Origin of the sequence: Flavobacterium endoglycinae (assembly GCF_017352115.1) — a bacterium.
Classification (GTDB): domain Bacteria; phylum Bacteroidota; class Bacteroidia; order Flavobacteriales; family Flavobacteriaceae; genus Flavobacterium; species Flavobacterium endoglycinae.
Genome location: NZ_CP071448.1, coordinates 301984 through 319285, shown reverse-complemented (window position 1 = coordinate 319285; position 17302 = coordinate 301984). Strand labels below are relative to the sequence as shown.

The window sequence follows — 17302 nt, the reverse complement described above, 5'->3', positions numbered from 1 at the left end:
GGCAAAAAAAATAGAACTATGAAACTTTGGGAAAAAGGAATACCAACAGATAAGCAAATCGAGCAATTCACCGTTGGAAACGATCGTGAACTGGATTTGGTTTTAGCAAAATACGATGCTTTAGGTTCAATCGCTCACGCTAAAATGCTTGGGCAAATTGGTTTATTGACTTCAGAAGAAACGACTTCTTTAGTTGATGCGTTAAACGAAATCATTGCGGATATCGTAGTGGGTAATTTCGAAATCGAAGACAGTTTTGAAGATGTTCACTCTAAAATCGAATATTTGCTGACCGTAAAATTGGGCGATGCCGGAAAGAAAATCCACACGGCGCGTTCTCGTAATGATCAAGTTTTAGTAGATGTTCATTTGTATTTAAAAGACGAATTAAAAGCAATAAAAGAACAGGTAAAAACACTTTTTGATTTGTTGATGGAATCAGCAGAGAAACATCAAAATGTATTGTTGCCAGGTTACACACATTTGCAAATCGCAATGCCGTCTTCATTCGGAATGTGGTTTTCGGCTTATGCAGAAAGTCTGATTGATGATATTACAATGCTAAACGCAGCTTCAAAAATTGTAGATCAGAATCCGTTAGGGTCTGCTGCGGGTTACGGAAGTTCATTTCCAATCAACAGAACTTTTACCACTCAGGAATTAGGTTTTGAAACTTTAAAATACAATGCCGTTGCAGCACAAATGAGCCGTGGAAAAGCAGAAAAAACAGTTGCTTTTGCGATGACAAGCGTTGCGGGAACATTATCAAAATTTGCAATGGATGTTTGTTTGTATATGAGCCAGAACTTTGATTTTATTGGACTTCCAGCACATCTTACAACAGGTTCAAGCATTATGCCTCATAAGAAAAATCCAGATGTTTTCGAATTAATCAGAGGAAAATGCAATAAGATTCAGGCGCTTCCTTACGAAATCACTTTAATTACCAATAACCTGCCAAGCGGGTATCATAGAGATTTACAGCTTTTAAAAGAAGGTTTGTTTCCAGCGATTCAAAACTTGAAAGCTTGTCTGGATATTGCGATTTTCTCCATAAAAGACATCACCGTAAAAGATCATATTTTAGAAGATAAAAAATACGATTATCTATTTACAGTTGATACATTGAACGAAATGGTAGTGGCTGGAATGCCGTTTAGAGATGCGTATAAAGCCGTTGCAGAACAATTGGAAGCAGGAACATACAAATCTCCAAAAGAAACCAAACACACGCACGAAGGCAGTATTAATAATTTATGCCTTGATGCAATTAAAGATAAAATGAAAGCTGCTTTTTAAAGCTTTTTACATTCAATTTTATAAAACCGATTTGTACAGATGATGCAAATCGGTTTTTTTATTTCTCTAAAATAAGTATTTATACTTTAAGAAAATTCGACCTAATTCTATACATTTGAGAAATGGTTATTTTTAAGTTAAGAAAATATGACGCAATTTGACGAACAGCTAACTCAAGATCTTTTCGATAAAAAAATGATTACTGAAAATCAACTTCAGGAAATTAAAAATTATCGAAGTTTAAATATCTTTTCATTAAATGTAGAATTAAAACTATTGCTCTCGATTTCGGTTTTGATGTTTACTTCGGGAGTCGGAATTCTTATTTACGATAATATTGACAGTATTGGGCACATCGCTTTACTTGCTATTTTGTTTGTAATAACCTGTGGTTGTTTTTATTACTGTTTTAAAAATTCGCAGGGTTTTCAAAAAACAGAAACCAAATTTGAAAGTCCGTTTTTAGAATATCTGGTTTTAATTGCCAATGTTTTAACGTGTATTTTTATTGGATACTTACAGGTTCAATACGAGGTTTTTGGAACGCATTACGGTCTGGCAACTTTGGTGCCTACTTTAGTTAGTTTCTTTTGTGCTTATTATTTCGATAACAGAAGCGTTTTGACTATTGCCATAACCGGTTTGGCGGCCTATATAGGTTTTTCTGTAACGCCTCAGGAAATATTTCAAGGAAATAATGATTTCTATGCCAATCCAAGTTTAAGTTATTCAGCCATAATGCTGGGAGTTTTGCTTATTTTATGGACGGTTTATAGTTTTAAAATTGAGCTAAAAACACATTTTACCTTAGTCTATCTCACTTTTGCTTTGCATATTATAAGTATTGCTTCGATAAGTAATATGTACAGAGACGAATTGATATGGATTCTTTTTGCTCTCATTTTAGCGGGATCATCTTATTATTTTTATAAAATAAGTTATCAGCTTAAAGCAATTTCTTTATACGTTTTTATGATTATTTATGCGTATATCGGAATTAATATTTTCTTGTTTAGAATTTTCGAGCATGCCGATTTTGATGAGATATGGGTGCTGTTCTTCATGCTGCTGCCAATTTATTTTATAGGATCGATTGTAATGTTTATTAAACTGATTAAAAACTTCAATAAAGAAATAGCCAAATGATAGTACACGATAAAAATTTATTGAATAATCTGGCTTTAATCGAAGAAGCTTATTCTCTTGAAAGTGCAGGTTTTATAAGTAAAGAGCAAAAGAAAATAATTAAAAAAGAACTCCCTTCTTTTAAAGTTCAGAATAATATATTGGTGCGTTTGGGCTTCTTTCTACTAGGATCATTTTTGTATTCTTCAATTTGTGGAACAGTTTCCATGATTGGACTAATTGGCAGCACTTCCTTTTCAGAAAGATTTTTCTTTAGTATTTCTTGTTTTATTTTTTTAGGAATTGGTATTGCAGGAGCAGAAATGTTAGCCAAGAATAAATATTACCGCCATGGATTAGATGATGCTTTTATTCTCGGTATTATTTTAAATGCTGGTGGAGCTTACATGATTCTTACCGAAAGTTATAATTCCATACCGCTTGGGCTGGCTGTTGTAGTAGCTGTTACTTCTTTTTTGGTTTATTACAGATATTTGCATTTAATGTCGATACTTGTTTTTTGTTTGGCCTCAACTGCAGTATTGTTCTTCGGTTTATATGAAATTGGTGATATAGGAAAAACGATTATGCCTTTCGCATTAATGCTCTTTTCCGGAGGATTTTATTTTTTTACTAAAAAGAAAATTAAAAATCTGACTGAAATTTATCATTATAACGCATTTGTATTAGCTAACAGTTTCTGCCTGGTTTTATTTTATCTTTCTTGTAATTATTTGGTAGTGAGAGAACTTTCAGCAGAACTTTTGAGTGTTGATATTAAACCGGGACAAGATATCCCGTTTGCTTATTTCTTTTATGCTTTTACATGTATTGTTCCTGTGCTTTATTTAGTTCAAGCTATTAAGACAAAAGATAGAATAATGCTTTGGATTAGTTTTGGTGCGTTTGCATTTACGGTTTTTACCATCCGTTTTTATTATTCTGTTTTACCGGCTGAAGCAGCTTTGACCATTGGTGGACTTGTAATGTTTGGAATTGCTTATGTATCCATTCAAAAATTAAAAAACAAAGAAAGCGGATTAACTTTCAAACCAGATAGAATACATCATTCGAATACTTTCTTAAATGCAGAAACACTAATTGTTGCCTCAACATTAGGTTTAAAACCAGAAATTAAAACAAATTCTCCAATGGAGTTTGGCGATGGCGGATTTAGTGGTGGTGGTTCTGGAGGAAGTTATTAGACGATTGAGATTTTGAGAAGAGAGATAAAAGAAGAAAGAGGAAAGAAGAAAGAGGAAAGAAGAAAGAGGAGAGATAAAAGAAGAAAGAGGTAAAAAGTGAAAAGTAAGATGAAAGTTTGAGTGATTAAAAACCACATTTCACATCTTACTTTTCACATTTCACATTTCACAAAAATAAATTAGTCTAGATATTGTTCGTATTCTTCAATTTTTGCTTTTAGTCGGTTTTCTAAATAGTCGTTGCCGCCTTTTAATTTTTCAAGAATAACTTTAGCTTCTTCTTTGTATTTTCTTCTTTTGAGATCATCCCAGCTTTTAGGTGGTTTTTGAAGATTGGTAATTCGGTCCGCTAATTTAACGGCCCAGACTTCTTTTCTAAGTTTTGAAATTCGGTTTAAACTGTCGATCATTTTTTCCTCTTTCGGTAAATCTTCTCTTTTGGTTAAAGCCGAAACACCTTCAGCGATTTCAATTCCAAATTCACGCTCTAACTCTTCAAAAGAAGTATTGGTGTCTTCCAAAGTATCATGCAACAAAGCAACCTGAGTAGCAAAAAGCAAATCAAAGTGTGTTGTATTGTGCGATGCAATCAAAATTTCCATAGCAACATTACTCAAATGAATAACATAAGGAAGTTCTGAATCTGCAATGGTCTGATTATTTTCTAAATGCTTAAGAGTCGCAAAAATGATTGTTTTTTGATAAGCCGTTTGAACATCCATAAAGTTTTTTTTAATTACGCTACTTTTTCTTTTAATGCTTCAGCATCAATATCACTGTGCGAAACATTATAAACGGCTTTTCCATTTTTAATCAAGATCAATTGAGGTGATTCATGATGTACATTAAAACGATTGGCAATTTCGTTAGAAATATCGCGATGCTGAATCAAATCTAAAAAATAAGCATCTACAACACCTTCAAGGTCATATTCTCTTTCAAATTGTTTTAAAGCCATACGACTGATACTGCATCTTGTACTGTGCTTAAAGATTACAACTGGCTTTTCGTTGGAAATAGCTTCAATTTCCATTAACTGAAGAATATCTGTTAATTCTGTCCAGTTTACCTTATTTTTTGATGCTTCTGAGTTCTCTGAACTTCCGAAGATTGAATTTAAAAAACTCATATTTGGCTTGTTTTGTGACTTTTTGGCATTTCTAAATAGCTAGAAAACTGTTTTTAATGCCGTTTTGTCTGATTTTATACTGTGGAATATAATTTGTCTTATTGCAATACAAAGTTAAATGATTTGGGTTAAAAATGTATCTCAATAAATCCTAACTTTAATCTTATAAAACAACAAAGAACAAGATCAATCATAAATCGAAAAAATATGAATATAAATAAATTTACTATTAAATCGCAGGAAGCCATTCAGTTGTCGCAACAATTAGCACAGCGAAATGGACAACAGCAAATTGAAAATGAACACATTTTCAAAGCTATTTTTGAAGTTGATGAAAACGTCGCGCCATTTATTTTGAAAAAATTAAACGTAAATGTGCCGTTGTTTTTACAGCTTTTAGATGCCACAATTCAGAATTTTCCAAAAGTTTCTGGTGGTGAAATTATGCTTTCAAGAGACGCTAATAAAGCTTTAAATGAAGCTGAAATTATTGCACAAAAAATGAACGATGAATACGTTTCGATCGAACATTTAATTTTAGCCATTTTTGAATCAAAAAGTAAAGTTTCTCAAATCTTAAAAGATCAAGGAGTTACAGGAAAAGGTCTTAAAGCGGCAATTGAAGAATTACGTAAAGGAGAAAGAGTAACTTCAGCTTCTGCAGAAGAAACATACAATTCGTTAAATAAATATGCTAAAAACTTAAACGAATTAGCGCGTACAGGAAAATTAGATCCAGTTATCGGCCGTGATGAAGAAATCCGTCGTGTGCTGCAAATCTTAACTCGTAGAACGAAAAATAATCCAATGCTTATTGGTGAACCTGGAGTAGGTAAAACGGCGATCGCAGAAGGTTTAGCACATAGAATTGTAGATGGTGACGTTCCAGAAAATTTAAAAGAAAAGATTGTTTTCTCATTAGATATGGGAGCTTTGATTGCTGGGGCAAAATACAAAGGAGAATTTGAGGAGCGTTTAAAATCGGTTGTCAAAGAAGTTACAGCTGCAGAAGGTGATATCGTTTTGTTCATTGATGAGATTCATACGCTTGTTGGAGCGGGTGGAGGCGAAGGCGCAATGGACGCGGCGAACATTTTAAAACCAGCTTTGGCTCGTGGAGAATTAAGAGCGATTGGAGCAACAACTTTAGATGAATATCAAAAATATTTTGAGAAAGATAAAGCGCTTGAAAGACGTTTCCAAAAAGTTTTAATCGACGAGCCAGATACTGAAAGTGCTATTTCGATTCTTCGTGGAATCAAGGAAAAATACGAAACACATCATAAAGTTCAAATTAAAGACGAAGCCATTATTGCTGCAGTTGAACTTTCGCAAAGATATATTACGAATCGTTTCTTACCAGATAAAGCGATTGACTTAATGGACGAAGCGGCTTCTAAACTTCGTATGGAAATCAATTCAAAACCAGAAGAATTAGATGTTTTGGATCGTAAAATTATGCAGTTGGAAATCGAAATCGAAGCCATTAAACGTGAGAAAGAAGAAAGCAAGCTTAAGATTTTAGGTATGGAATTGGCCAACCTGAAAGAAGAACGCAACGAAATCTTTGCCAAATGGAAATCTGAAAAAGATATTGTTGACGGAATTCAAGCAGTAAAACATGAAATTGAAGACTTTAAGTATGAAGCAGAACGTGCAGAACGTGATGGTGATTATGGAAAAGTAGCCGAAATTCGTTACGGAAAAATAAAAGAAGCGCAGGAACGTCAGGAAACATTGCAAAAACAATTGCAGGAATTCCAATCTGGAAACTCTTTAATAAAAGAAGAAGTAACTAGAGAAGACATTGCAGAAGTGGTTGCAAAATGGACTGGAATTCCAGTAACCAAAATGCTTCAGACAGAAAGAGAAAAACTATTGCATCTGGAAGACGAATTGCACAAACGTGTAGTGGGTCAGGAAGAAGCGATAGAAGCAGTGAGTGACGCCGTTCGCAGAAGCCGTGCCGGTTTGCAAGATATGAAAAAACCTGTTGGAACATTCTTATTCTTAGGAACAACCGGAGTGGGTAAAACCGAATTGGCAAAAGCATTGGCAGAATATCTTTTTGATGATGAAAATGCCATGACTCGTATCGATATGAGTGAGTACCAAGAACGCCATAGTGTGAGCCGTTTAGTGGGTGCGCCTCCTGGATATGTAGGTTATGATGAAGGCGGACAATTAACGGAAGCGGTTCGTAGAAAACCATATTCTGTGATTTTGTTAGACGAGATAGAAAAAGCGCATCCAGATACATTTAATATTTTATTGCAAGTGTTAGATGAAGGACGTTTAACAGATAATAAAGGACGTTTGGCGGATTTCAAAAACACGATTATCATTATGACTTCTAATATGGGAAGCCAGATAATTCAGGAGAAATTCGAAAACCTAAAAGGTGGTGTGGAAGCGGCAACAGAAGCAGCGAAAAACGAAGTTTTAGGATTGTTGAAACAAACAGTTCGTCCGGAATTCATAAACCGTATCGACGAGATTGTAATGTTTACACCGCTTACAGTAGATAATATTTCAAGAATTGTAGGCTTACAGTTAAAAGGTGTTACCAAAATGCTGGCACAGCAAGGCATAACAATGGATGCAACTCCAGAAGCAATTGCCTATTTGTCTGATAAAGGATTTGATCCTCAGTTTGGTGCAAGACCTGTAAAACGTGTAGTGCAGAGAGAAGTTCTAAATCAGTTGTCAAAAGAAATTTTGGCGGGAAACATCACAACAGACAGCATTATTTTGTTAGATGCTTTTGATGGAAAATTGGTTTTTAGAAATCAAACACAAATAGTAGGGGAATAAACTGATATACATCTTATTTAAAAAAAGAAACACTGGCAGAAATGCCGGTGTTTTTTTATGTATACCCGTGAATAATGAAAGATTTTCGAAAAGTATTATAAATCAAATTATCGGCTTAATTCTCAAATTTACAGTAACATTAAAACAAACTATTATGAATAATATATTTAGAGGATTACTGGCCGGTTACGGTGCTAAAAAATTAGGAGGAGGATGTTTCGGAACGATTATCGTTTTTATTATTTTATGGGTTCTTTTAGGACAATGTAATTAGAAACCTCATTTCTAGAATTAGAGATAAAAGAGCAAATTTAGCCATGATATTATTGGGAAGATTAACGCAAAATGTCTAGATTCGCATCACTAAAAAAAAATAAAAAATGGGTTCAGGTTTTTTCGCTCTATTAGACGATATCGCAGCAATTATGGATGATGTTGCAGTAATGAGTAAAGTTGCTGCAAAAAAGACAGCCGGAATTTTGGGCGATGACTTAGCAGTAAATGCCGAAAAAGCTTCAGGTTTTGCTTCTTCAAGAGAATTGCCGGTTTTATGGGCAATTAGTAAAGGTTCTTTATTAAATAAAATCATTATCCTGCCCATTGCATTTTTGTTAAGTGCATTTTTTCCTATTGCTATTATGGTAATTTTGGTTTTAGGAGGATTGTTTTTAGCCTACGAAGGAGCTGAAAAAATCTACGAGTTCTTTTTTCCTCATGCACACGAAGAATCTGAAGGGATTACAGAAGAAGTTCTTACAGAAGAAGAAATTTTGCTTGTAGAGAAAGAAAAAGTAAAATCTGCAATCGTAACCGATTTTATTCTTTCTGTAGAGATTGTGATCATCGCTTTAGGAACCGTTATCGGAAAGCCATTAGTTTCTCAAATAATTACTGTTTCAATCATTGCCATCATTGCGACAATTGGAGTTTACGGAATTGTAGCGCTTATTGTGCGTATGGATGAAGTTGGTTTTAAGATGATCCAACGCAGTAAAAAAGAGAAAAGCCTTTTGAAAAGTATTGGAAATGTATTAGTTCAAGCACTTCCAAAAGTGATTAAAGCTTTAACTGTTATTGGAACTATTGCTTTAATTTTAGTTGCCGGCGGATTATTCGTTCACAACATAGAATTTTTCCATCATCTTTTACCAAATTTTCCTTCGATTATCAAAGAGTTTGCAATAGGACTTATCATTGGATTTATTGTCTTAGCGTTGGTTAATCTCTTTAAAAAGATTTTCAAAAAGAAAGAATCGGCACTATAAAACTTTAGCCGTATAATAATACAAAACACTAGTCGAGAGGCTGGTGTTTTTTTTTGCAGGATTTAATTGTTTCCAAAATTACCATTTGTCCCGCTATTCACTATATCTTTTGCGGCTTTCTCGCAGTAATCTATAGGCCGCAAAAGGATGCCGTTTCTATCTGGGCTAAGTAAGGAAATTTATTTTCTTGTAAGAAATATCGTTATTTATGAAATTTATTTTGAAAAATAAACTTTTGATTTACAATTGGTTGAGATTTTTGTAAAATCATTTAACATTTCATAAAAGCAACCTTTGCAAATTGACTGCATCTTCATAGTAATTAACAATTAATTATTATTTTATATGAAAAGTTTTAAATTAAAATCAATTTTGGTAGTATTATTTTTATCAATTTCAATTGTGTCATGTAGTAATGACGATGATGAGAAGCCAGTTGTTCCAAATGTAAAAGCTGCTTTAGTAACCGAAATTAAAGGACCAGCAACTGGAAAAGTGAACGATGAATTAAGTTATGAAGTAACTTTTGTGGTTGACAATGCATGTGGAGAATTTGACAAAATTTCTGAAGTAACCATTGGTGCCGTAAAAGGATTACAAGTAATAGCAAAATACCCAAGCGAAGTTTGTATACAACAAGTTCCAGATCCAAAAAAGACCGTTTACAAATTTAAAGCGACAGCAAAAGGAACTTATGACATTAAATTCAAAAAATCAGAAACAGAATTCCTTACTCAAAAAGTAGTGATTGAATAAAGTTTATTGAGTTGATTTGTTTTTTATAAACCATTTTACAGAGATTTTAATTGATGTAAAATGGTTTTGATTTTAAAAGCAAAGTGAAAAAAATATATGAAATTATTTGTGTTTTGTTACGCAACCTTTGTAATTTAGCCTCATCTTTATAATAATGAACTTAATAAATTTATATGAAAACCTTTAGATTACAATCAGTTTTGACAATACTGTTTTTAGCAGTTTCTTTGCTTTCATGCAGTAGTGATGACAATGGAAAAGAAACACCTCAAACCATTTCAAGAGCGGCAAATGTTACAGCAATCAGCGGACCAGAAACTGGAAAAGTAGGAGTTGATATTAATTATGACATATCGTTTATTGTAGACAATGCATGTGGTAAATTTGATAGAATTGGAAATATATCAATTGGAAAAGAAGAAGGATTTCAGATAGAAGTAACTTATCCTACAACTTGTGGTAATGAGACACCAACGGCTCTACATACAGTTTATACATTTTCACCACAGTCAAAAGGAACTTTTGAAATTAAATTTAAAAAATCTGAAACTGAATTTTTAGTAAAGAAACTTGTTATTCAGTAATTTTTTTAAGACATACTTTATAAAACATTTTATAGAACTTATTTCTGTAAAATGTTTTTTTGTTTTGAAAGATATTTGACTAGCTTTTAGTAGCATAAATTCTTTACAAACTTTTTGTAACTATGTTTTTAAAGTTATCTGGATTGAAGAGTGTTGGCTTTGCCATTCCTTTAAAATTTACTATTTTTGCACTCTAAATTTTATGTCATGGCGAAAAGAAAATATAAAATATCGGTTATTCAGTTAAACCTGAATGATGTTGCCGAAAATAATCTTAAAAAATGTATCAGCTGGGTAAGAGATGCTGCAAGTCAAGGGGCAGAAGTGATCTTACTTCCTGAATTATATAGCAGTCATTATTTCTGCCAAAGCGAGGATGTAGATAATTTTGCATTAGCAGAACCGCTTTATAGTACTTCATTTATTGCATTCAGTGAATTGGCAAAAGAATTAGGAGTAGTTATTATCGTTCCTTTCTTCGAAAAAAGAATGGCAGGAATCTATCATAATAGTGCTTATATTATTGATGCTGATGGAACTGAAGCTGGTTTATACCGTAAAATGCATATTCCAGACGATCCGCATTTCTATGAAAAATTCTATTTTACTCCAGGTGATTTAGGTTTTCAGGCAATTGAAACTAAAAAAGGAACGGTTGGAACTTTAATCTGTTGGGATCAATGGTATCCAGAAGCAGCTCGTATTACAGCGCTTAAAGGTGCAGAAGTTTTATTCTACCCAACAGCAATTGGATGGCATCCAAAAGAAAAAGAACAATACGGAGAAAACCAATATGGAGCTTGGATGAACGTTATGAAAGGTCATGCTGTAGCAAATGGAGTTTTCGTAGCGGCAGCTAACAGAATTGGTCTTGAAAAATACATCGATGGAACCGAAGGAATTCAATTCTGGGGAGCCTCTTTCATCGCTGGCCCACAAGGTGAAATTTTAGCTCAAGCTTCTCATGATAAAGAAGAAATTCTAATCGCTGAGGTTGATTTGGATTTACAAGAAAATGTTCGTCAAAACTGGCCATTCTTCAGAGACAGAAGAATTGATGCCTTTGGTGATATTACAAAAAGAGCAATCGATAAATAATTTAGATTTATCATAATTTTTAAAAGAGCTGTCTGAAAAAGACAGCTCTTTTTTTGTACGCTTTAGAAAAGCGAAATATTTATAGAATTTCAATAAATACACATGAAAAGCTCCAGCGGAGCGATATATCTAAACATGTCGCTCCGCTAGAGCTTTTTTAATATATACGCAAATATTTTCTATAAATATTCCGCTTCTCTGAAGCTCTTTAGTAGTTTTATTGAAACAAAAAAAAGAACTGCCTCATTATTGAAACAGTTCTTCTTATTATTTTTAGCTTTATATCTATATTACTTCACTTGGAAAGTAACTCTTCTCACGATTTGACGTGCCTCTTTAGAATTTTTGTTAACCGAAGTATCCTCTCCGTTAGCAATTACATTCAGTCTCGATGCATCAATTCCCGCATTTATTGCTACTTTTTTCACAGCTTCAGCTCTTTTTCTTGACAATTCAGCATTGTAGTTTGAACTTCCAATTTCATCAGCATATCCAATAATGTCAGCAGATTTTCCTGGGTTATTTTTTAGGTATTTTACTAAGAAATCAACCCCAGATAAAGAAGCGTTTGTTGGTTTAGAAGAATTGAAATCAAAGTACACATTTACATAACCTCCGTTGATTAATTCTTCAACAGTATTGTTTGTAGCTGATCCAGCGCCTTTCTTTTCATATGTTTTATCCAAATAGCTTTCTAACTCATCTGGCACACCATTTTGATTGTTATCAATTGATTGTCCTTTTGTATTAACTGCAACACCTGCAATTGTGTTTGGTTCTAAATCGTATAAATCAGCAACACCATCTTTATCTGAATCAATAAGACCAGTTTCGATTAAGTCCACTCTTTTTTCCAATTCACCAATTCTATCTTCTTCGCCAACCCAGTCAGCATGTTTTTCGTGTTTACCTAAGTAGAAGGTTAAACCAACAGAAGCATTTAAAAGAATACCATCAAAAGAACCTGTAGTAGTATTACCCATTCCGTCAAAATTCCAGTTTTGTCTTCCGTTAATAATTCCCGTAAGGTCACCAGTCAAAGCTACTCGGTTGCTTAATTTAATCTGTCCGGTAATACCAGCGATTCCGTGTGCCATGTAATCTTGACCTCCAAAACCAGTTTCAGTACTAATTTGTGAAACTCCAAAACCACCATGTGCTAAAATACCGATAGTGTTTGTCCAAGTTTCAAAATTTAAGGCACGTCCTACGTTAATAACTCCTTGTAAGCTGGCTCTAACATAACGGCTTTCAAAATCAGGAGTATTTTTTTTCTCTTTAAACTGGTCGTAACCTACATCTAATTTTACCCCAAATTTTGGATTAAACATATATCGAACACCTAAATCTCCGTGAAAGAAATTTAAAGATTCTGTAGCATAACCTGCAGTCATTGCTCTAGTTGGTTTGTTTACACCTCCATTTAATTCAATAGACCATTTATTATATTCAGGTTGATCAACAATTGTTTTTGCTGATGTAGTCGCCATATTTTGAGCACCTGCAGTAAGCGCTAATAGAAGAAGGGATACTGATACTAATTTCTTTTTCATGATATCAAAATTTATTCATTTTTATTTAACTCAGACAAAAGTAGACCCCGTATTTTGGAAATGTGTTGTAACCTCGTTTACATAATTTCCACTATTTTGCTTATAATTCTGAAAATGTGGTGATTAAAATTTGATTTTTTGCATAAAAAAAGGGTAAAATTTAAATCTTACCCTTTTTGAATTTGTGAAATTTGGTTATTTCAAATCTGGCTGATAAATTTTTACAGAGCCGTCACCTTCGCTGCTTACTACTAATAAACTTCTTTTAGTTGGGCTTTTTGAAGCTGGAATAAATAAAACTCCTTCTGGCGCATCACCCGTTTTAACAGTTTGTAAATATTGTGGAGAAATTGGATTCGTGACATCATAAACCATAAAAGCATCGGATCTTTCAAGTCCTACAAATAAAATATTCTGATTGCCCATTTTTACAGAAACTACGGCTTCTGGTTCAGAACCTTTATCATCACTTCTCTTATCATCATAAGTTCCTAATTCATTAGTTTTTTTGTCAACATCATTTTTACTGTCGTAAACAATTTTTCCTGTGTTTCCATTCCAGATTGAGAATGATCTTCCTCCAAAGCTTACTATTTGGTCTAAATCTCCATCTCCATCAGTATCTCCCATATCGGCAACAAGATTTAATCTTCCCAAATTACCATCTAATTTTAAAGTTGCCGCATCAGGAAAAACAGTTGCATCAAGAGTCATGTTTTTCATACGTTTTACATCAGAATAAGCGTTGTATTCTCTTGCATCACCTTCGTTAGCAGTAACAAAATAAGGAGTATTGTTTACTGTAAAATGACTGATAGCATCTGGCATATAAAGACCTTTTACTTTCCAAGGATTAAATGCAATTTTGTTATCGCTGTCGCTTACATCAATAGCATTTTCAGCCGTATTGTAATCTTTTAGACCTAAAGGATAAATAGCAGTAATCGTTTTGGAAGTCAAATCAACTTTTGCGACACCGTTATTTTCTTGTAAAGTTACCCAAGCTGTTTTAGAATCATCAGAAATAGTAATATATTCTGGCTCGATATCTTGAGCAAAACTAGTTTTGGCAAATTTTGAAATTCTGAACCCATCTTTTTTTAACGCTTCTGCTTGACTTGCAAACGAACTAAAATCTAAAGTTGTAACGCTGTAAGTGCTTGTTTCAATGATTGAAATTGTTCCATTTGGATCTTGTGAATAATCGGTATTTGGTTCACCTTCATTAGCAGTCATGATGTATTTTCCATCTGGAGAAAAAGTAACCATATCTGGCAACGCACCTACGGTTACCTGCTTAATCAAACTGTAGTCTGAAGTGTTAAAAACTAATACTTTACCGTTTCCTTGTTTGTTACTAGTAGATTCTAATGCAACCGCGAGTTTTCCGTCAAAAACTGAAACACTGTTTGCGGCACCTTCATAAGCTGCTAAATCAATTTTACCAATTTTCATTGGTTTTGTGGGATCAGCAATATCAATAACATCAATTTGGTTTACACCGCTGTTATTTACTGTAAATAATCTTTTTGTTTTTTCACAGTAAGCCGAAATTTCGGCGGCAGCTTCACCACCAATTGTAATAGAACCGATTTCTTTAAAAGTTCCCGGATTTTCGTTTACAACTGCTTCTGGTTGTTCGTCATTTTTAGAATTGTCATCATTATTACAGCTTGCCATAATTAATAATGCGGCAAATAATGAAATGCTTAATTTCTTCATTTTGATTGTGTTTTAGTTTTTGCCAAAAGTAATTATGGGATTTGGGTGTAATATTAAGGCTGTATTATTTAATCTTTAACTTAAATTTTATAAGATATTTTGGGTGAAATGTGATATCTTTTTATTGAGCTGTTTTATAATCCTGCCGAATGACTATCTTTGCACTTTCTAAATCAGAACGTATTTATGTCAACAAATAATAGAAGATTTCCAGCAGAATGGGAAAAGCAGCAAGGAATTGTTTTGTGTTTTCCGCACAATGGTAACGACTGGCCTGGAAAATACGAAGCCGTTCAATGGGCTTTTGTAGAGTTCATAAAAAAAGTAGCTACTTTTGAAACTGTTTTCTTGGTAGTTGCCGATGAAAAACTAAAAGAGAAAGTAAACGATATGCTTGAAAGAGCTCGTGTAAATCTTAAAAATGTTTCTTATATCATTCATAAAACCAACAGAAGCTGGATGCGCGACTCTGGACCAATTATTGTAAAAAATGGTACAAAAAGAGAAGCTTTAAATTTTAACTTCAACGGATGGGCAAAATATAAAAACTATCAATTAGATAAATTTGTTCCAGGTAAAGTAGCTGATTTTATTGATGTTCCTTTAACTCAGGTAACGTATAAAGGAAAACCGGTAATTGTAGAAGGTGGAGCGATTGATGTAAACGGAAAAGGTACATTATTGACTTCTGAAGAATGCTTGATGCACCCAACCATTCAGGTAAGAAATCAAGGTTTTACCAAAGAAGATTACGAAGCTGTTTTTAAAGAATATCTTGGAGTTACCAATGTAATTTGGTTAGGAGACGGAATTGAAGGTGATGATACACACGGACATATCGACGATTTATGCCGATTCGTAAACGAAGATACAATTGTTACGATTGTTGAAACTGATAAAAACGATTCAAACTACAAACCTTTACAAGACAATTTGAAACGCTTGCAAAATGCAAAATTAGAAAATGGAAAATCTCCTGTAATTGTAGCATTGCCAATGCCTAAGCGTGTTGATTTTGAAGATTTACGTTTACCAGCAAGTTATGCTAATTTCTTGATTTTGAATAATTGTGTTCTAGTACCAACATTTAATGACAGTAATGATCGTGTGGCTTTAAATATTTTAGCAGAATGTTTCCCTGATCGTGAAGTAATTGGAATAAGCTGTATTGATTTTATCTGGGGATTTGGGACTTTACACTGTTTGAGTCAGCAGATTCCTGCATAATTAAAAAAAATAAAACCATATATAAGTGATATGAGTTCATTTAATTCAAACTTAAATTTTCTTGTATCACTTATATGGTTTAAAAGAAATGCGTCTCTGCGACTTTGCGAGATTCAAATAAAATATAAAAAAACCTTGGCGATGACCAAGGTTTTTTTATTTCTATATCTCTTCAGAAGATTTATCTTCACTTCATTGTCTGATAAAAGGAGGTAATAATTGACTTGAAACTTCTCCAAAACCAATTCTTACTTCGGCATTTTCGCAGAAACCGCGAATTATAACAGTGTCGTTATCTTCAATAAATTTACGTTCACTTCCATCTTTTAACGTAATAGGATTTTTTCCGCCCCACGTTAATTCCAGCATAGAACCAAAGCTATCTGGAGTCGGTCCTGAAATAGTTCCTGATCCCATCATATCACCAGAATTCACACGGCATCCATTTGAAGTATGATGTGCCAATTGCTGGCTCATTGACCAATATAAGTATTTGAAGTTGGATCGTGAAATCACAGTTTCTTCATCTTGATTTTCCGGTTTTAATGAAACTTCTAAGTGAATATCAAAAGCTTTCTTTCCTTTTGTCTGTAAATAAGGCAGTGGGGATGGATCCTGTTTAGGTCCTTTTGTTCTAAAAGGCTCTAGAGCATCCATAGTTACGATCCAAGGAGAAATTGAAGTGGCAAAGTTTTTAGCTAAGAATGGACCAAGAGGCACATATTCCCATTTTTGAATATCACGCGCGCTCCAGTCATTTAACAAAACCATTCCGAAAATATAATCTTCAGCTTCGTAAGTTGGGATATTTTCTCCCATTACATTTACGTCGGTTGTAATAAAAGCAGTTTCCAATTCGAAATCTACTAAACGTGAAGCACCAAAAACAGGTGTGTCATGTCCAGCAGGCAAAGTTTGTCCCATAGGTCTGTGAACCGGAATTCCAGATGGCACAATTGTAGAACTTCTTCCGTGATATCCAACCGGAATGTGCAGCCAGTTTGGCAATAAAGCATTTTCTGGATCGCGGAACATTTTACCTACGTTTGTAGCGTGTTCTTTACTAGAATAAAAGTCCGTATAATCACCAATTAAAACTGGAAGCTGCATTTCTACATCTTCAATTTTAAATATCACAATATCTCGGTGTTTTGTTGTATCTCTTAACTGCGGATTGTTCTCATCAAAAATCTCAGCGATACGATTTCGAACCAAACGCCATGTTTTTTTTCCGTCAGAAATAAAATCATTCAGCGTATCCTGCATAAACATATCATCGGTTAATTCGATTCCTTCAAAATAGTTTAATTGCTGTAAAGCCCCTAAATCTATAGCATAATCGCCAATTCTCGTTCCTACAGTCACGACATTTTCTTTGGTAAGAAATACACCGAAAGGAATATTTTGAATAGGGAAGTCACTATTTTGAGGTACTTCTAACCATGATTTTCTACTGGTATCGTTGGCGGTTATTGGCATGTTTAATGTTAATTATTTGTTGAAAAATTACATGTCAAATATATCA

The 17302-nt window shown here is 33.7% G+C and carries 14 protein-coding genes; 9 read left to right on the top strand and 5 right to left on the bottom strand.

The genetic code is table 11. The features are described from left to right. Positions 1-18: 18 nt before the first annotated feature. The 3 genes from argH (at position 19) to J0383_RS01320 (ending at position 3629) form a co-directional block, all read left to right on the top strand. Positions 19-1299 carry an argininosuccinate lyase gene (argH, locus tag J0383_RS01330; RefSeq protein WP_207296660.1) on the top strand — a complete coding sequence of 427 codons (1281 nt, stop codon included), beginning with the start codon at positions 19-21 and terminating at the stop codon, positions 1297-1299. A gap of 195 nt (positions 1300-1494) precedes the next feature. Then, the gene (locus tag J0383_RS01325; RefSeq protein WP_239023212.1) at positions 1495-2445 is read left to right on the top strand and encodes a DUF2157 domain-containing protein; all 951 of its coding nucleotides are present in this window, start codon (positions 1495-1497) and stop codon (positions 2443-2445) included. Then, positions 2442-3629, top strand: coding sequence for a hypothetical protein (locus J0383_RS01320; protein ID WP_207296658.1), 1188 nt, complete (start codon positions 2442-2444; stop codon positions 3627-3629). The genes J0383_RS01325 and J0383_RS01320 overlap by 4 nt, the downstream gene beginning before the upstream one ends. A 179-nt stretch (positions 3630-3808) precedes the next feature. On the opposite strand, the gene J0383_RS01315 is transcribed toward J0383_RS01320, so the two are convergent. Together J0383_RS01315 and ytxJ are read right to left on the bottom strand one after the other, a co-directional pair. Next, positions 3809-4351, bottom strand: a complete 543-nt coding sequence (locus J0383_RS01315) for an HD domain-containing protein (protein WP_207296657.1) — start codon at positions 4349-4351, stop codon at positions 3809-3811. 14 nt (positions 4352-4365) lie between these two features. Further along, positions 4366-4758: a bacillithiol system redox-active protein YtxJ gene (ytxJ, locus tag J0383_RS01310; protein WP_207296656.1), complete on the bottom strand. Its 393-nt coding sequence runs from the start codon at positions 4756-4758 to the stop codon at positions 4366-4368. A gap of 207 nt (positions 4759-4965) precedes the next feature. Here ytxJ and clpB point away from each other — a divergent pair, with 207 nt between their 5' ends. The 5 genes from clpB to J0383_RS01285 all read left to right on the top strand — a co-directional run bounded on the left by clpB (position 4966) and on the right by J0383_RS01285 (position 11275). Further along, positions 4966-7572, top strand: a complete 2607-nt coding sequence (gene clpB, locus J0383_RS01305) for an ATP-dependent chaperone ClpB (RefSeq protein ID WP_207296655.1) — start codon at positions 4966-4968, stop codon at positions 7570-7572. A 380-nt stretch (positions 7573-7952) separates the two neighbouring features. Beyond that, positions 7953-8837 (top strand): DUF808 domain-containing protein, encoded by an 885-nt coding sequence (locus J0383_RS01300; RefSeq protein WP_207296654.1) that lies wholly within the window; start codon positions 7953-7955, stop codon positions 8835-8837. A gap of 345 nt (positions 8838-9182) precedes the next feature. Continuing rightward, positions 9183-9593 carry a hypothetical protein gene (locus J0383_RS01295; RefSeq protein ID WP_207296653.1) on the top strand — a complete coding sequence of 137 codons (411 nt, stop codon included), beginning with the start codon at positions 9183-9185 and terminating at the stop codon, positions 9591-9593. 173 nt (positions 9594-9766) lie between these two features. Beyond that, complete coding sequence (locus tag J0383_RS01290) at positions 9767-10177, top strand: adaptor complexes medium subunit family protein (protein ID WP_207296652.1); 411 nt, start codon at positions 9767-9769, stop codon at positions 10175-10177. 207 nt (positions 10178-10384) lie between these two features. Continuing rightward, complete coding sequence (locus tag J0383_RS01285) at positions 10385-11275, top strand: carbon-nitrogen hydrolase (protein WP_207296651.1); 891 nt, start codon at positions 10385-10387, stop codon at positions 11273-11275. Between the two features lie 290 nt (positions 11276-11565). Here J0383_RS01285 and J0383_RS01280 read toward each other — a convergent pair whose 3' ends face one another. Together J0383_RS01280 and J0383_RS01275 are read right to left on the bottom strand one after the other, a co-directional pair. Then, the gene (locus tag J0383_RS01280) at positions 11566-12828 is read right to left on the bottom strand and encodes an OmpA family protein (RefSeq protein WP_207296650.1); all 1263 of its coding nucleotides are present in this window, start codon (positions 12826-12828) and stop codon (positions 11566-11568) included. A gap of 195 nt (positions 12829-13023) precedes the next feature. Continuing rightward, positions 13024-14550, bottom strand: coding sequence for a choice-of-anchor I family protein (locus tag J0383_RS01275; RefSeq protein ID WP_207296649.1), 1527 nt, complete (start codon positions 14548-14550; stop codon positions 13024-13026). A 186-nt stretch (positions 14551-14736) separates the two neighbouring features. Here J0383_RS01275 and J0383_RS01270 point away from each other — a divergent pair, with 186 nt between their 5' ends. Then, positions 14737-15777, top strand: coding sequence for an agmatine deiminase family protein (locus tag J0383_RS01270; protein ID WP_207296648.1), 1041 nt, complete (start codon positions 14737-14739; stop codon positions 15775-15777). Between the two features lie 192 nt (positions 15778-15969). Here J0383_RS01270 and fahA read toward each other — a convergent pair whose 3' ends face one another. Next, complete coding sequence (gene fahA, locus J0383_RS01265; protein ID WP_207296647.1) at positions 15970-17256, bottom strand: fumarylacetoacetase; 1287 nt, start codon at positions 17254-17256, stop codon at positions 15970-15972. Positions 17257-17302 lie beyond the last annotated feature (46 nt).